This window comes from Pseudoalteromonas sp. S408, from assembly GCF_005886645.1.
Classification (GTDB): domain Bacteria; phylum Pseudomonadota; class Gammaproteobacteria; order Enterobacterales; family Alteromonadaceae; genus Pseudoalteromonas.
In genome coordinates, this window is record NZ_PNDY01000005.1 from 107,928 (window position 1) to 122,850 (window position 14,923).

Consider the following 14,923-nt stretch of genomic DNA (forward strand, 5'->3'; position numbering starts at 1 on the left):
ACGTGATTAATACACGTCTTTCTGATAGCGGTTTGCGCTACGCAGGTCTTTTAAATATTGCTCTGCGTCTTCATCGTTTTTGCCGGTATTTTCTTTAATAATATCAACCAATGCTTGATGTACATCTTTTGCCATGCGGTTTGCATCACCACACACATAAAAGTGAGCGCCAGCTTCTAACCACTCAAAAACATCTTTTGAGTTTTTGCGAAGCTTGTCTTGTACATAGATTTTTTCGGCTTGGTCGCGACTAAATGCCACGTCTACTTTGCTCAATAAGCCCGATTTTAAATACCCCTGAATCTCAACTTGGTATAAAAAGTCTTGTGTAAAATGAGGGTTACCAAAAAACAGCCAGTTTTTACCTTGTGCTTCACGCGAGTCACGCTCTTGTAAAAAAGCACGGAATGGCGCAATACCGGTACCCGGACCCACCATGATGATAGGTGTTTCATCGTTAGCCGGTAAACGGAAGTTATCATTATGCTCGCTGAATACTTTTACCTTACAGCCTTCTTCTGCACGGCGCGCTAAATAACCAGAACAACCACCTAAGTGCTCGCTATCAAAGGTGTCAAACTCAACGAGTCCTACTGTTAAATGCACTTCGTCTTCAACTTCGCTTTGGCTAGACGCTATAGAATATAAACGAGCCTGAAGCTTACGTAAGCAATCAACTAATGTTTGTGCATCTAGTTTTGCTGGATTTTGACGAATAACATCAAATATTTGGCGTGGTTCAATGTATGCACGCATCGCCGCTTTATCTTCTACTAGCTTTAATAGTTCAGGTGTACCTGTTGCTGTTGCGTATTTCTCAACAAAGCCCGGGTATGACTGAGTTAGTTCTAATTTTTCAATAAGTGCATCACGAACGCTTAGTTCTTCATTCGCTACTTTAACGCGACTAGAGCCATCAATTTGGGTAAGTGCTAGTACTTCATTAACTAACGCTTCATCATTTAAAAAATATACACCCAGCGAGTCACCCGGTGTATAAGTGATATCAGAGCCTTCAAGTGAAATTTCTACATGGCGTACATCTTTTGTTGAATCACGCCCAGTAATTTTTTGAACTGCTAATAATTCGGCTTCAAATGGATTTTTCTTTGTGTACTGGCTAGCTACAGGCGTTGGCGCGCCAAATGGCATAACGGCGGCTTGGCCCCCTGCGCTACCCTGTTGCGCTTTTAAATCTGGTTCAAATGCATCCAATGCGCCTTGAATCCATGTTGCAGCTTCTTCTTCGTAGTCAACGTCTAAATCAGCACGTTGATAAACCGACTCAGCGCCTAACTTATTTAAACGTTCTTCAAAATCTTTTGCGGTTTGGCAGAAAAACTCATAGCTAGAATCGCCTAAGCCAATAACCGCTATTTTAACACCGTCGAGTTTAGGGGCTTTTTTGGTCGCTAAAAATGCATGCAAAGTCTCGCCATCTTCAGGCGGCTCACCTTCACCATAAGTAGATACAACAACGGTTAAAAACTTTTCTTTTTTCAGGGCTGTTGGCTTGTAATCAGACATACTTACTAACTTGGCTGATAAACCACGCGATTCAGCTTGCTCTTTCATTTGGGTTGCAACACCTTTTGCATTTCCCGTTTGTGAGCCGTATAAAATAGTTAGTACTGCTGCATCACCAGAAACTGGCGCCCCAGCTGTAGGCATACCAAGCGTTGAGGCATTGGCATTAGCTGCTAAGTAACCACTTACCCACGCTTGTTGAATTGGATTAAGTTCAGCCACTAAACCTTGCAGCTTTTGAACTTGATCTTGCGATAGCGGGCTTGCCGCAGCATTTAGTTGACCTAACAACATGAATCGATTCCCCATAACCCTGAAAATTAAGCACAACACACACCGTGTATTGTTAAAAATGAGTTTTTCCTCAACCAATATAAAGTTTGCTGAGGTTTTCTTACTGTGCAGGATAACGGGCTATCCGCTTATCAAAAAAGAATAGAATCTGCTTTGATATTCCATTTAGTTATTAATTTTAAAAAACACCTAAAAAAACAGATTAAAGAGTAATTATTGCTTTTTATTAAATTTTAAATTAACAATTTTGTAACCTAAACAAAGTAATGTATATTATTCACTCATTATAAAAATAGGAACAATCATGTCACACGGGACATATAAAAATAAACTATTCGGAACAGCCTTATTACTAGGCACACTTCCGGTAATGGCAAATGTAGAAAACGGTAGTTTTGAGCAATGGTCAGGCAATACACCTGACGCATGGAGCACGATAGATAGCGGCATTAGCCTATCGCGCTCAACAAATATTGTTAAAACAGGTAATAGCGCTGCAGCAGTTAATGTAACCACAGGCTCTCAGGCTAACACCGATTTATTACAACAAATAACGGTAGAAGCAGGGAAAACCTATACGTTTTCAACTGATGTCTACCACACAGAAGGAAAAATTAAAGCCCGTTTATTCGTAGATGGTTACCAAGGCTACTCCAATAATACGCAAACTAACCAGTGGCAAACAATTAGCCACAGCTATACAGCAAGTAGTAATAAAACCATTAATGTTGGTCTACGCTTTTATGATGTTAGTGGCTTTGATGGCAGTGAACTTGTTTATATAGATAACTTTTTGCCTACAAGTAACGACAGCAGTTCAGGAAGTTGTTCGAGCAATAGTCTCTCTTTTAGTTTGACGACAGATAATTATGGTAGCGAAACAAGCTGGGCTATTAATAATAACCAAGGTAGTACGGTTGCCAGTGGTAGTGGCTATGCGTCTAATACACAATACAACGAAGCGTTGTGTTTAGCTGATGGCGCCTATACCTTTACTATTAACGACAGCTACGGTGATGGTATCTGTTGTAGTTTTGGTAGTGGTAATTATGCACTCACTAGTGGTAGTTCAACCATTGCAAGTGGAGCAAGTTTCAGCAGCACTGAAAGCACCTCATTTTCGCTTGGCGGTGGCTCTGGTGGCACCCCGACCACACCAACGGGTTATTATGTTACAGCACAAGGCCTAACCGGTTATGCACTAAAAACAGAGCTTTATAACATCATTAATAATCATAGTTCGCAGGGGTACTCTGCGATATGGGACTTTTATGATTCATCGGCTCGCGATACATATTTTGAAAACGATAATAGTATTTTAGATATGTACAGCGAAAAGCCAAATGGCAGCGATAGCTACACATACACAGCTGTTAGCGATCAATGTGGCAATTATAGTGGTGAAGGTGGTTGTTACAACCGCGAGCATTCGTTCCCTAAAAGTTGGTTTGGCGGTACCAATGAGCCTATGAACTCAGATGTTCATCATATTTATGCAACCGATGGCTATGTAAACTCTAAACGCAGCAACTTCCCGTTTGGTGAAGTAGCAAGCGCCACATTTACATCAACTAATGGCAGTAAGTTAGGCTCTGCAAGTAGTACCATTAATTACACGGGCACAGTGTTTGAACCCATTGATGAATTTAAAGGTGACTTTGCACGCGCCTATTTTTACATGGCTACACGCTACGAAAATGTAATTGGGACGTGGCAAAATAATACCACTGCAAGTAATGCCGTTCTTAACGGCACCAGTACGCAGGTATTTGAAAGCTGGGTTGTTGCTATGTTAATCAACTGGCATAACGCAGACCCTGTTAGCCAAATGGAAATAGACCGAAACCAAGCAGCATTTGAATTCCAAGGTAACCGTAATCCGTTTATCGACTACCCTGAATTTGTAGAAATGATTTGGTAATAATAAATTAATGAAAGAGAAGGGCCCATTGACTTACAGGGCCTTTTAAACTCCATACTAAGAATTAAACAATATACTTAAGCTGCCCCTTGAATAGCAAGTGCCGCAATCTCTTTTCTTATAGCCTTTTTCTTAAATTCTTCTTTAGTTTTTTTTAACTGTTCGGATAGTATAAAAATACGCTCGTCATCCTGTACATCTGCACCAAAATCTGCGTATTCATAGAACCTATTCAAACGACAAATATCAATCGTTTTTTCACCCTTAGGCTTTATAGCTACGTAATAAAATCCCTCTTTAATAACCAAAATATTTTCCGTATATTCATCAAAATGAGGGTGAACAATCAAATAACTCTCAGACTTATTAGGGTAATTAATTTTAGCTTTGCTAGTAGTTATTTTTTTATTAGATTTTGCTAAATTACAATCAATACAAGCAATGCATAAATTTTCTGGTTCAAACATGAACTGTGGGAAGTCATGTCTCGACGCTATATGTTCTATATCCCAACATCGGCCATTTTTAGTTTTATGCACTTGCCTACAATACAAACAAGTAAATTTTTGTTCTTTCAGATAAAACTCTTTTATTCGACCTCGTAAATCAGTTAAATCATCATCCGACCAACTAGCAGAGTTAAAGTCCAGATGATTCAACTTCTTGTGAATTAACTCTTTATCCTTTTCATTAAAATTTATTTTATTTATCATTTTATTGAAACCTGCTCCCAAGCTTCGCATAAAATTTGAATTAACTCTTTTACATGATCTTCATCGTCCATCTGTTCTGATAGTTTCATTAGTAAGTTCAATTTACTTTTCTCTAGCTTCTTTAATTTCCCATTTTTGCTTAGAGATGAAAGTAAAGAGATTACTAAACGATTTAAGTACTCATTGTTATTTCCAGCAACGCCAAAGACCTCTGCTAACTGGTAATCCGATGACTTATTTGTATAATCTTGAGATGGTTTAGCTTCCTTCTCATCCATATTAAGGATAAAACTATTTACTTCTGATAACTCAGAAATTATAAGAGGTGAATGAGTAGCAATAATGAAGTGACACCTTTTATACTCACTAAAGAACTCTATCAATGTAGACATAAACTCTTTTTGCCACTTCGGATGAAGACTTATTTCTGGTTCGTCAATACAAATGACACAATTATCAGCAATAACTCCTGCTATGTTTAACATAGTCAGTATTAAACATTTTTGTCCAGAACTAAGTTCCGAATCTTTTAAAGCTTTACCATCGTTTGATTCATAAATTATATCTGAAACATTAATTAAACCTAAATCTAATAGCAAAAGAAGGCTCTTTCTTGGTATTTGATCTGATGAAAGATCTATCTCAGCATTAAAGAAATTAAAGCAATCAATATAACTACTATATATTTTTTCTATTAACTTATTGTCATCTTTAATGTTATTGAAAATCATTGGCATATTATGAAACAAATAATCTCTAAACTCAGACTCAGGAGTTTTATTTTCTACAATTTCAAATGAACTCTTAAAGGTTTCATATCTAATACCATTTAACAATTTAGTTTTAATTTTTACCTTTACTGAGTTATTTAACTTTAGAAGAAAAAATATTTTTTCATTAAAAATAAGGCTCTTATTACTTAATAAAGATCGAAATAATAAATTCAAAAAATTAGACTGATTAAAAGAGTTTTTCGATGCGCGTAAGCCAATATAGTGATATGAGTCTGTATCATGGTATCTATACTTGGAGTTGCCTTTATACTCGACAGGAAACTTATCAAAGGGAGAGGTTGTAACTGCGATGACTTTTATATCATCATCTACCTCCATGACGTTTCTTTGATTATCTGAACAATATGACTTTGCTTCAGTAGAGCCTGAAAACGTAAAATAAGATCGTACAATAGAATCAACTTCCAAGTTTCTACTATAATTACGTGGTACAACAGCCTTATCTTCTGTCATATTTTTAAAACTATTTACTATTCTTCTTAATATCCTACTCTTACCAGTACCATTACTTCCAACCAGCACAGTGTAAGCATTTTTTTTGTTACAATAGTTATTCGAAACTAATTTGTATTTTTTTCTATCAAGAAAGACTGACTTAACTATCACGGAATTTCCCTTTCTAAAGACTTATATAATTAGTATAAATTTACAAGATTTTAATCAATACTGGCACTAAGCTCCAGCTATTGATGGAGTAATACGCACCTAGAGGTTAGCTTACTGTTAATAAACTTATATTTCATTCTAAAAACTATTAAACTGGCCTCTTTTTCCTCGGGTTTCGCTGGACTCTATCTACCTAAGCTATAGCGCTTCACTTCACTGCGAGCACCTGACGACTAAAAGCTTCAAACTTACAGCTTTTTAAACGCAAACAAAAAGCCCCAGCTAATGCCGGGGCTTTTTTACAAAACTAACTTAATTAAAAATTAAGCTTGTTTTGGACTAGAAACAACGTCTACTAAAGTCCAAGATTTATTCTTAGAAATTGGTGCACATTCACGGATAGTAACTACGTCACCCGCTTTTGCTGTGTTGTTTTCGTCATGTACGTGTAGCTTAGTTGTACGTTTAATGAATTTCCCATAGATTGGGTGCTTCACGTAACGTGCGATTGCGATAGTGAAAGATTTTTCCATCTTGTCGCTAACTACACGGCCTTGAAGAGTACGAATTTTATCGCTCATTATTGACCTGCCTTCTGGTTAATAATTGTTTTTACACGCGCGATATCGCGACGTACTGTTCTTAGCGTGTGTGTCTGAGCTAACTGACCAGTGCTTGCTTGCATGCGCAGGTTAAACTGCTCACGAAGAAGTCCTAGAAGTTCAGCATTAAGCTCTTCTACGCTTTTGTCTTTTAGTTCGCTTGCTTTCATCACATTACCGTCCGAGTTACGAAAGTTGTTTTGAATGGCAGTTTACGAGCTGCAAGGTCGAATGCTTCACGAGCAAGCTCTTCAGAAACACCTTCCATTTCGTAAAGTACTTTACCAGGCTGAATTTCAGCAACCCAATATTCAACAGAACCTTTACCTTTACCCATACGAACTTCAAGAGGTTTTTCTGTAATCGGTTTGTCAGGGAAGACACGAATCCAGATTTTACCTTGACGTTTCACGTGACGCGTCATAGCACGACGAGCTGCTTCGATTTGACGAGCAGTCATGCGGCCACGGCCAGTAGCTTTCAATCCGAAAGTACCGAAGCTTACTTTGTTACCGTTTTGCGCTAAACCGCGGTTGCGGCCTTTGTGCATTTTACGGAATTTTGTACGTTTTGGCTGTAACATTACTCGCTACCTCTACTTAGCACTTTTCTTGGCTTTCTTTGGCGCGCGTTTAGCTGGCTTCTCTTGCTCTTGTACTAGTGGTAAACCACCAATAACTTCGCCTTTGAAGATCCAAACTTTAACACCAATGATACCATAAGTGGTTAAGGCTTCAGAAGTTGCGTAGTCGATATCAGCACGAAGAGTATGTAGAGGTACACGACCTTCACGATACCATTCTGAACGTGCGATTTCTGCGCCGCCAAGACGACCGCTAACTTCAACTTTAATCCCTTTTGAACCGATGCGCATTGCATTTTGTACCGAACGCTTCATAGCGCGACGGAACATAACACGACGCTCTAGCTGAGAGGCAATGCCGTCTGCTACTAGTTGTGCATCAAGTTCTGGCTTACGTACTTCAGAGATATTAATCTGAGCAGGTACACCAGCGATTTTAGTTACTGCTTGACGTAATTTTTCTACGTCTTCGCCTTTTTTACCGATAACAACACCCGGACGAGCCGTGTGGATTGTTACGCGGATTGATTTTGCTGGACGCTCAATAACGATTTTAGACACAGAAGCTGTTTTTAATTCCTTTGTAAGGAATGCACGAACTTTGTGATCGCCAAAAAGCTGATCAGAGAAATCTTTAGAACTCGCGTACCAGGTAGAAACCCAAGGTTTAGATATACCTAGGCGAATACCAGTAGGATGAACTTTTTGTCCCATTACTTATACTCCTAGCTATCTGAAACCATAACAGTGATATGGCTTGTACGCTTAAGGATGCGGTCTGCGCGTCCTTTAGCACGAGGCATAATACGTTTCATTGTTGGACCATCGTCCACAAAGATCGTAGTTACACGAAGCTCATCAATGTCAGCACCTTCGTTATGCTCTGCGTTAGCAATAGCAGACTCAAGTACTTTCTTAACTAATACAGCCGCTTTTTTCGGGCTGTACGCCAGGATTTCTAGTGCGCGATCGACAGGTAACCCGCGGATCTGATCTGCAACTAGACGTGCTTTTTGCGCCGAACCAGAGGCGAATTTATGTTTAGCTAATGCTTGCATTTATCTTCCCCTCTTAACGTTTCTTCGCTTTCTTATCCGCAGCATGGCCACGGTAAGTGCGAGTTGGTGCAAATTCACCTAGTTTGTGACCGATCATTTCGTCAGAAACGAAAACTGGTACGTGCTGGCGACCATTATGGACAGCAATGGTCAATCCGATCATGTTAGGTATGATCATTGAACGACGGCTCCAAGTTTTAATTGGCTTTTTCTCACCGCTTTCCAAAGCTTTCTCTACCTTCTTCAGCAAGTGTAGGTCTATAAAAGGACCCTTCTTGAGAGAGCGTGGCATGGCTATTCCTCAATATTACTTAGTACGACGACGTACTATAAATTTATCCGTACGCTTGTTCTTACGCGTCTTCGCACCCTTAGTCGGCTTACCCCATGGAGACACAGGATGACGACCACCAGAAGTACGACCTTCACCACCACCGTGTGGGTGATCAACCGGGTTCATGGCAACACCACGAACTGTCGGACGAATACCACGCCAGCGGTTTGCACCTGCTTTACCAAGTGAACGAAGCATATGCTCAGCATTGCCAACTTCACCAAGTGTAGCACGACAATCAGCTTCAACTTTACGTACTTCGCCTGAACGAAGACGTAATGTTACATACTGACCATCACGTGCAAGAATTTGAACGTAAGCACCAGCAGAACGTGCGATTTGTGCACCTTTACCTGGTTTTAATTCTACGTTGTGAACAGTCGAACCTACAGGCATATTACGCATTGGTAGTGCATTACCAGCTTTGATTGGTGCATCAACACCAGACTGGATTGCATCACCAGCTTTTAAGCCTTTAGGTGCGATAATGTAACGACGCTCACCGTCTGCATATAATACAAGAGCGATGTTTGCGCTACGATTTGGATCGTATTCTAAACGTTCAACAGTAGCTGGAATGCCATCTTTAGTACGTTTAAAATCGATTAAACGGTAATGATGTTTATGACCACCACCGATATGACGAACCGTAATACGACCATTGTTATTACGACCACCTGATTTAGAGTTTTTCTCTAAAAGTGGTGCGTATGGCTTACCCTTATGTAAATCAGAGTTAACCACTTTAACTAGGTGACGACGACCCGCAGAAGTAGGCTTACACTTTTGAAGTGCCATAATTCTATCCCCTTATTACTCGGCGCCGCCGACAAAGTCTAGCTCGCTGCCTTCTTTAAGAGTAACGTAAGCTTTCTTCCAGTCGCTACGACGACCGAAACGCATGCCAGTACGTTTTGTTTTACCCTTAACGTTAAGTGTGCGAACACCCGTTACTTCTACTTCAAAAAGCTTCTCAACTGCTGCTTTAATTTCAGCTTTAGTTGCGTCATTTACTACTTTGAAAACAATCGTGTTGTTTTCTTCAGCAGCAATTGTGCTTTTTTCAGAGATGTGTGGAGCAAGGATCACTTTTAAAAGACGTTCTTCACGGATCATGCTAGCGCCTCCTCAAGTTGCTTAACAGCAGCGGCTGTAATAAGTACCTTGTCGAAAGCAATTAAGCTTACAGGATCGATACCAGCTACATCACGCGTGTCAACCTTATAAAGGTTACGTGCTGATAAGAAAAGATTTTCATCTACTTCTTCAGTCACGATAAGTACATCTTTAAGCTCAAGCTCTTTTAGCTTAGCTACTAGATCTTTAGTTTTTGGTGCTTCAAGACCAAAACTTTCAACAACGATTAAACGCTCTTGACGAACTAGTTCAGATAGGATGCTTTTGATCGCACCACGGTACATTTTACGGTTTACTTTTTGGCTGTGGTCTTGTGGTTTAGCTGCAAAGCTAACGCCACCTGAACGCCAAATTGGACTACGGATTGTACCAGCACGTGCACGGCCAGTACCTTTTTGAGCCCATGGTTTTTTACCACCACCGCTTACTTCAGAACGTGTCTTCTGAGCACGAGTACCTTGACGAGCACCTGCTGCGTAAGCAACAACTACTTGGTGTACTAATGCTTCGTTAAACTCACGTCCAAAAGTAGCTTCAGAAACTTCAAGAGCGCCAGAAGCGTCTTTGATTGCTAATTCCATCACTAAATCTCCAGGACTTATGCTTTAACAGCTGGTTTAACGATAACGTCACCGCCGATAGATCCAGGTACTGCACCTTTCACTAAAAGCAAGTTACGCTCAGCGTCAACGCGAACTAGTTCTAAGTTTTGAGTCGTTACACGCTCAGCACCCATATGACCGGCCATTTTCTTACCTTTAAACACCTTACCAGGTGATTGGTTTTGACCGATTGAACCAGGAGCACGGTGAGATAGAGAGTTACCATGTGTAGCGTCTTGCATGCTGAAATTCCAGCGCTTAACACCACCTTGGAAACCTTTACCTTTAGAAGTACCGGTTACGTCAACCTTGTTGATTTCGTTGAATAACTCAACAGTAAGCTCTGCGCCTACTTCAAAATCGCCTTCACCACCGTTAAGGCGGAATTCCCACAGACCGCGACCCGCTTCAACGCCAGCTTTAGCGAAGTGACCCGCTGAAGCTTTGTTTACACGACTTGCTTTTTTAGTGCCTGCGGTTACTTGAAGCGCGTTATAACCGTCTGTTGCGTCAGATTTGATCTGAGCAATGCGGTTAGGTGTCGCTTCAATAACTGTCACAGGGATAGATACACCATCTTCAGTGAAGATTCGTGTCATACCCACTTTACGACCGACTAGACCTAATGCCATTTTCCTAAAACCTCTCTAATCTTCCGATTAACCCAGGCTGATTTGAACATCAACACCAGCAGCAAGATCTAAACGCATAAGAGCGTCAACAGTCTTGTCAGTTGGTTCTACGATGTCTATCAGACGTTTATGGGTGCGGATTTCGTACTGATCACGCGCATCTTTGTTTACGTGCGGTGATGTAAGTACAGTAAAACGTTCAAAGCGTGTAGGTAGTGGGATTGGACCACGTACTTGTGCGCCAGTGCGTTTCGCAGTTTCCACGATTTCTGCCGTTGATTGGTCAATCAAACGGTGGTCAAAAGCTTTTAGGCGAATACGAATGCGTTGATTTGACATTCTTAACCTCAATATAAAGAGCATTTAAAAGAGCATAAAGAAACGACCGAAACAATCTTAATTATTAAGATGTCGGCTGTTTGATTATATCTACGTTGAGTTCCAAATCGGAACTCCTGTTTATTAGCTTGAAATCCAAGCTTAATTTATCCTTCCTAGTTCCCGGGGGAATTTTGAAAGCCTGCGTATTATAGAGGTATTGGTGATAAATGCAACAACTAATTCAAAACAATCTATGAGTGATTAATTCGTTTAAATAAGTGCCTACTTATATTATTTAACTATACTGGAACTAAATTTTTCAATGCGGGTCAATAGCGGCATTAACTAATCTCATTTCGTAAAGAAGCGATTTTTTAGATAATATGATATCCTATCACGCTAATTTTGCTTTTTAACACCCTCAATATGGTGAGTCGATGCGTATTTTTAATTATTGTTTAAACGTTTTATCTGCTGGATTTAGTCGCTTATTTGTAAAAAGCAAAGTCCTCCCAGAAAACCCTATTAAACAGTACGATTTAAATCCTGATTACCCTACATTTTATATAGTACGTTTAAATTCTCGTTTTGATCTTGCAGCGCTTGCTCATGCTTGTAAAAAACATGGGTTGCCCAGTCCAACTGAAGAGCAAATATTAGGTGATGAGCATTTAGATCGATTTATTGGTATTAAAAATCCACCACCTTTATTTGGTGATACAGCAAAACCGACTAACGCGCTGGCACAAGGCAAACAAATAATTGACCACCTTATAAATAGTGGCCAAAAAAATGTACAAGTGATACCGGCAACTATTTTATGGGGCCGTGATCCAGGTAAAGAAAAACCAGGATTACGTACTTTAATAACGCACTCGGTTACACCAAGCTGGTTTAGAAAATTTTTTGTGGTGTTATTTTCTGGTCGCGATAACTTTATTCGCTTTAGTCAACCTCTCGACTTATCACTTATTGTAAATGAAAAAGCCGATGTAAATGAGCTACCACAAAAATTACTACGTGTTGCCCGGGTTCACTTTAAGCGTCAAAAACTGGCAGCCACTGGCCCTAAAATGCCATCACGCGAGCAGCTCTTTAATTCACTATTGGCCTCTCCTACCATTAAAAAAGCCATTCAGGATGAAGCAAAGGCTAAAAATATTAGCCAAACCGAAGCACGTCAAAATGCGCTTAAGCTACTTGATGAAATAGCCGCAAACTATTCTGAAGCCATGATCCGCGTTGCTGATCGCTTTTTAACATGGCTTTGGAATAAGCTATACAACGGCATACACATAAAACACACAGAGCAATTGCATGAGCTAACAAATAAAGGACATGAAATTATTTACATGCCTTGTCATCGTAGCCACATGGACTACTTGCTTCTTACCTACTCTATTTACCATTTAGGTTTAGTGCCGCCACATATTGCCGCAGGCGTTAACCTTAACTTTTTCCCAGCAGGCGGTATATTCCGCCGCTCTGGTGCGTTTTTCATTCGCCGCTCATTTGCAGGTAATAAACTGTACTCTGCTATTTTTAAAGAATATTTGAGCCAGTTATTTATTAAAGGTTACTCTGTTAAGTTTTATACAGAAGGTGGACGTAGCCGAACTGGGCGTTTGTTACCTCCTAAAACAGGTATGCTTGCAATGACCTTTCAAGCAATGCTACGTGGTATTGATCGACCGGTATCGATAGTCCCTGTATATATTGGCTACGAACATGTGATGGAAATAAATACGTACCTTAAAGAGCTTGCTGGAAAAGATAAAAAAGGCGAGTCAATATTTGGTATTTTTAAAGCGATAAAAAACCTTAAAAACTATGGCCGTGGTTACCTTAATTTCGGCGATCCTATTTCGGTTAATCAATATTTAAACGATAACCAACCCGACTGGCGCGACGCGATTCACCCAACTGACGTACAAAAACCTCAGTGGTTAGGGCCGCAAGTCGCAGCTTTAGCAGACCAAGTTATGGTTAAAATTAATAATGCAGCTGCATTAAATGCTGTTAACTTATTAGCGATGGTATTGCTAGTAAACGACAAGCACGCATTAAGTAAACCAAAGCTATTAGCCCAGCTCGATTTTTACTTACGCTTGCAGCGTGATGCCAGTTATAGCGATAAAGTAACCACGCCAGACGAAACACCGGAGCAACTACTTACGCACGCTTTAAAACTTAATAAATTTGATGTGATAAGCGATGAGTTTGGCGAGATTATTGCCATTAGCGATAAAGAAAAAACACTTTTTAACTACTACCGAAATAATATTTTGCACCTATTTGCGGTACCTAGCTTACTGGCATTGCACTTATTCAAGCAGCACACAACAACGATTAAGCAATGCGAACAATTAGTACATTCGTTTTATCCGCTATTTGCCAAGGAGTGGTATTTACAGCCCCTTGATGAAAACTATATCACTCGTATTTTAGCGAACTTTGCTGACCAAAATTTAATTGAATTTGATGGTGACAATATACATATCACCAACACTAACGATTGTTTAGCAAAATTAGAAATGCTAGGGCGAGCACTCAGCTTTACCCTGCAACGTTATGCTATTGTTATTGGTTTTATACAAACGAGTGATGGAATAGAAAAAGCAGAGCTTGAACGTGAAAGCCAAGTATTAGCCCAGCGTTTAGGCACGTTACATGGCATTAAAACACCAGAGTTTTTTGATAAAAAGGTACTTGTTGGTTTTATCGATAACTTACGTGGTGAAGGGCTGGTTACAGAGGGCGATAATGGCTTGGTGGGCAGTACGCAATTATGCGAAACCTATTCACAACTTAAAACATTGCTACCTGCCCGCATATGGCAATCGATTAGCGACATTGTTCAAGACCAGTGTAACTAGTCACTATAAAAGATAGGGTTAGCGCTGACGCATAACCCCTTCTTGAATTGTTGAGGCAACCAAGTTGCCTTGGCGATCAAAAAACTGCCCTCTTACCAACCCTCTGCCTGAGCTCGCACTCGGGCTGTCTATGGTATATAAAATCCAGTCATCTAATCGAAACGAACGATGAAACCACATTGCATGGTCAATCGTTGCAACCTGCATATTTGGCTGCATAAACGACACGCCATGGGGCTGTAATGCAGTTGGTAAAAACTCAAAATCAGATGCATAAGCCAATAGGTAATTATGAATACGCTGATCATCGGGCATATCCCCATTCGCTCTAAACCAAATATGTTTAACTGGTTCAATTGCTTCTGGTTTAAAGGGGTTATGAAATGTCACAGGGCGCATTTCAATAGGCATTTCGCGAATAAATTTATTACGGATCACCTCGGGTATATGCTCAGCATTTTCTTGATAAAACTCAAGTGACGAACGAAGCTCTTCCGGTTGCGGTACATCTGGCATCGTTGCCTGATGTGAAAGTCCGTCTTCAACCGCTTGAAAAGATGCAGTCATATAAAAAATAGGCTTACCGTATTGAATAGCACTTACACGGCGGGTACTAAAGCTCTTGCCATCGCGAATAGTTTCAACATCGTAAACGATAGGTTTAGCTGCGTCACCCGGGCGTAAAAAGTAAGAATGTAATGAGTGAACAATACGTCCAGCCGGTAGGGTTTCCTTTGCAGCTGAAAGCGCTTGCCCCATAACCTGACCACCAAATACAGCTCTAAAACCCAAATCTTGGCTTTGCCCTCGGTATAACCCTTGCTCTATTTCTTCAAGTGTTAATAACGATAATAAATCATCTAAAACTTGGCTCATTATATGTTCCTCAATTCCCTAATAACTTAATGATACTATAGACTACA

17 protein-coding genes are annotated in these 14,923 nt (G+C 40.1%); 2 read left to right on the forward strand and 15 right to left on the reverse strand.

The annotated features are described in order from the left end of the window. Positions 1 to 6: 6 nt before the first annotated feature. Complete coding sequence (locus CWB62_RS06115; protein ID WP_138527359.1) at positions 7 to 1,821, reverse strand: assimilatory sulfite reductase (NADPH) flavoprotein subunit; 1,815 nt, start codon at positions 1,819 to 1,821, stop codon at positions 7 to 9. 304 nt (positions 1,822 to 2,125) lie between these two features. Here CWB62_RS06115 and CWB62_RS06120 point away from each other — a divergent pair, with 304 nt between their 5' ends. After that, on the forward strand, positions 2,126 to 3,742 hold the full coding sequence (locus tag CWB62_RS06120; RefSeq protein ID WP_138527360.1) for an endonuclease: 1,617 nt from the start codon (positions 2,126 to 2,128) through the stop codon (positions 3,740 to 3,742). 77 nt (positions 3,743 to 3,819) lie between these two features. Here CWB62_RS06120 and CWB62_RS06125 read toward each other — a convergent pair whose 3' ends face one another. From CWB62_RS06125 to rpsJ, 13 genes are all read right to left on the reverse strand, one after another. Continuing rightward, positions 3,820 to 4,455: an HNH endonuclease gene (locus CWB62_RS06125; protein WP_138527361.1), complete on the reverse strand. Its 636-nt coding sequence runs from the start codon at positions 4,453 to 4,455 to the stop codon at positions 3,820 to 3,822. Further along, positions 4,452 to 5,855: an AAA family ATPase gene (locus CWB62_RS06130; protein ID WP_138527362.1), complete on the reverse strand. Its 1,404-nt coding sequence runs from the start codon at positions 5,853 to 5,855 to the stop codon at positions 4,452 to 4,454. The genes CWB62_RS06125 and CWB62_RS06130 overlap by 4 nt, the downstream gene beginning before the upstream one ends. A gap of 323 nt (positions 5,856 to 6,178) precedes the next feature. Beyond that, entirely contained in the window at positions 6,179 to 6,436 is a 258-nt protein-coding gene (gene rpsQ, locus CWB62_RS06135; RefSeq protein WP_006791355.1) for a 30S ribosomal protein S17, read from the reverse strand. Then, positions 6,436 to 6,627: a 50S ribosomal protein L29 gene (rpmC, locus tag CWB62_RS06140; RefSeq protein WP_004588692.1), complete on the reverse strand. Its 192-nt coding sequence runs from the start codon at positions 6,625 to 6,627 to the stop codon at positions 6,436 to 6,438. Before rpmC ends, rpsQ begins: the two co-directional genes overlap by 1 nt. Next, positions 6,627 to 7,040, reverse strand: coding sequence for a 50S ribosomal protein L16 (gene rplP, locus CWB62_RS06145; protein WP_002957890.1), 414 nt, complete (start codon positions 7,038 to 7,040; stop codon positions 6,627 to 6,629). The genes rpmC and rplP overlap by 1 nt, the downstream gene beginning before the upstream one ends. A 12-nt stretch (positions 7,041 to 7,052) precedes the next feature. Then, positions 7,053 to 7,754, reverse strand: coding sequence for a 30S ribosomal protein S3 (gene rpsC / locus CWB62_RS06150; protein ID WP_006791356.1), 702 nt, complete (start codon positions 7,752 to 7,754; stop codon positions 7,053 to 7,055). An 11-nt stretch (positions 7,755 to 7,765) separates the two neighbouring features. After that, a complete protein-coding gene (gene rplV / locus CWB62_RS06155; RefSeq protein ID WP_006791357.1) occupies positions 7,766 to 8,098 on the reverse strand; it encodes a 50S ribosomal protein L22 in 333 nt (110 codons plus the stop codon). Between the two features lie 13 nt (positions 8,099 to 8,111). After that, positions 8,112 to 8,390: a 30S ribosomal protein S19 gene (rpsS, locus tag CWB62_RS06160; RefSeq protein ID WP_004588689.1), complete on the reverse strand. Its 279-nt coding sequence runs from the start codon at positions 8,388 to 8,390 to the stop codon at positions 8,112 to 8,114. Between the two features lie 15 nt (positions 8,391 to 8,405). After that, positions 8,406 to 9,230, reverse strand: coding sequence for a 50S ribosomal protein L2 (gene rplB / locus CWB62_RS06165; protein WP_006791358.1), 825 nt, complete (start codon positions 9,228 to 9,230; stop codon positions 8,406 to 8,408). Between the two features lie 15 nt (positions 9,231 to 9,245). Continuing rightward, complete coding sequence (gene rplW / locus CWB62_RS06170) at positions 9,246 to 9,548, reverse strand: 50S ribosomal protein L23 (RefSeq protein WP_006791359.1); 303 nt, start codon at positions 9,546 to 9,548, stop codon at positions 9,246 to 9,248. Further along, positions 9,545 to 10,150 carry a 50S ribosomal protein L4 gene (gene rplD, locus CWB62_RS06175; RefSeq protein WP_006791360.1) on the reverse strand — a complete coding sequence of 202 codons (606 nt, stop codon included), beginning with the start codon at positions 10,148 to 10,150 and terminating at the stop codon, positions 9,545 to 9,547. Before rplD ends, rplW begins: the two co-directional genes overlap by 4 nt. A gap of 17 nt (positions 10,151 to 10,167) precedes the next feature. Beyond that, positions 10,168 to 10,803, reverse strand: coding sequence for a 50S ribosomal protein L3 (gene rplC, locus CWB62_RS06180; protein WP_006791361.1), 636 nt, complete (start codon positions 10,801 to 10,803; stop codon positions 10,168 to 10,170). 27 nt (positions 10,804 to 10,830) lie between these two features. Beyond that, the gene (gene rpsJ / locus CWB62_RS06185) at positions 10,831 to 11,142 is read right to left on the reverse strand and encodes a 30S ribosomal protein S10 (protein ID WP_002957900.1); all 312 of its coding nucleotides are present in this window, start codon (positions 11,140 to 11,142) and stop codon (positions 10,831 to 10,833) included. 419 nt (positions 11,143 to 11,561) lie between these two features. Here rpsJ and plsB point away from each other — a divergent pair, with 419 nt between their 5' ends. Further along, positions 11,562 to 14,000 carry a glycerol-3-phosphate 1-O-acyltransferase PlsB gene (gene plsB, locus CWB62_RS06190; protein ID WP_058405913.1) on the forward strand — a complete coding sequence of 813 codons (2,439 nt, stop codon included), beginning with the start codon at positions 11,562 to 11,564 and terminating at the stop codon, positions 13,998 to 14,000. Positions 14,001 to 14,018: 18 nt separating this feature from the next. Here plsB and tesB read toward each other — a convergent pair whose 3' ends face one another. Beyond that, the gene (gene tesB / locus CWB62_RS06195) at positions 14,019 to 14,876 is read right to left on the reverse strand and encodes an acyl-CoA thioesterase II (protein ID WP_006791363.1); all 858 of its coding nucleotides are present in this window, start codon (positions 14,874 to 14,876) and stop codon (positions 14,019 to 14,021) included. Positions 14,877 to 14,923: the final 47 nt, after the last annotated feature.

Bases quoted from the DNA above. Each gene is read 5' to 3' on its own strand.
- rplD (WP_006791360.1), bottom strand. From the start codon at position 10,150: ATGGAATTAGCAATCAAAGACGCTTCTGGCGCTCTTGAAGTTTCTGAA.
- rplV (WP_006791357.1), bottom strand. From the start codon at position 8,098: ATGCAAGCATTAGCTAAACATAAATTCGCCTCTGGTTCGGCGCAAAAA.
- plsB (WP_058405913.1), top strand. From the start codon at position 11,562: ATGCGTATTTTTAATTATTGTTTAAACGTTTTATCTGCTGGATTTAGT.
- rpsJ (WP_002957900.1), bottom strand. From the start codon at position 11,142: ATGTCAAATCAACGCATTCGTATTCGCCTAAAAGCTTTTGACCACCGT.
- rpsQ (WP_006791355.1), bottom strand. From the start codon at position 6,436: ATGAGCGATAAAATTCGTACTCTTCAAGGCCGTGTAGTTAGCGACAAG.
- rplP (WP_002957890.1), bottom strand. From the start codon at position 7,040: ATGTTACAGCCAAAACGTACAAAATTCCGTAAAATGCACAAAGGCCGC.
- CWB62_RS06120 (WP_138527360.1), top strand. From the start codon at position 2,126: ATGTCACACGGGACATATAAAAATAAACTATTCGGAACAGCCTTATTA.
- rpmC (WP_004588692.1), bottom strand. From the start codon at position 6,627: ATGAAAGCAAGCGAACTAAAAGACAAAAGCGTAGAAGAGCTTAATGCT.
- rpsC (WP_006791356.1), bottom strand. From the start codon at position 7,754: ATGGGACAAAAAGTTCATCCTACTGGTATTCGCCTAGGTATATCTAAA.
- rpsS (WP_004588689.1), bottom strand. From the start codon at position 8,390: ATGCCACGCTCTCTCAAGAAGGGTCCTTTTATAGACCTACACTTGCTG.
- rplC (WP_006791361.1), bottom strand. From the start codon at position 10,803: ATGGCATTAGGTCTAGTCGGTCGTAAAGTGGGTATGACACGAATCTTC.
- rplB (WP_006791358.1), bottom strand. From the start codon at position 9,230: ATGGCACTTCAAAAGTGTAAGCCTACTTCTGCGGGTCGTCGTCACCTA.
- tesB (WP_006791363.1), bottom strand. From the start codon at position 14,876: ATGAGCCAAGTTTTAGATGATTTATTATCGTTATTAACACTTGAAGAA.
- CWB62_RS06115 (WP_138527359.1), bottom strand. From the start codon at position 1,821: ATGTTGTTAGGTCAACTAAATGCTGCGGCAAGCCCGCTATCGCAAGAT.
- CWB62_RS06125 (WP_138527361.1), bottom strand. From the start codon at position 4,455: ATGATAAATAAAATAAATTTTAATGAAAAGGATAAAGAGTTAATTCAC.
- rplW (WP_006791359.1), bottom strand. From the start codon at position 9,548: ATGATCCGTGAAGAACGTCTTTTAAAAGTGATCCTTGCTCCACACATC.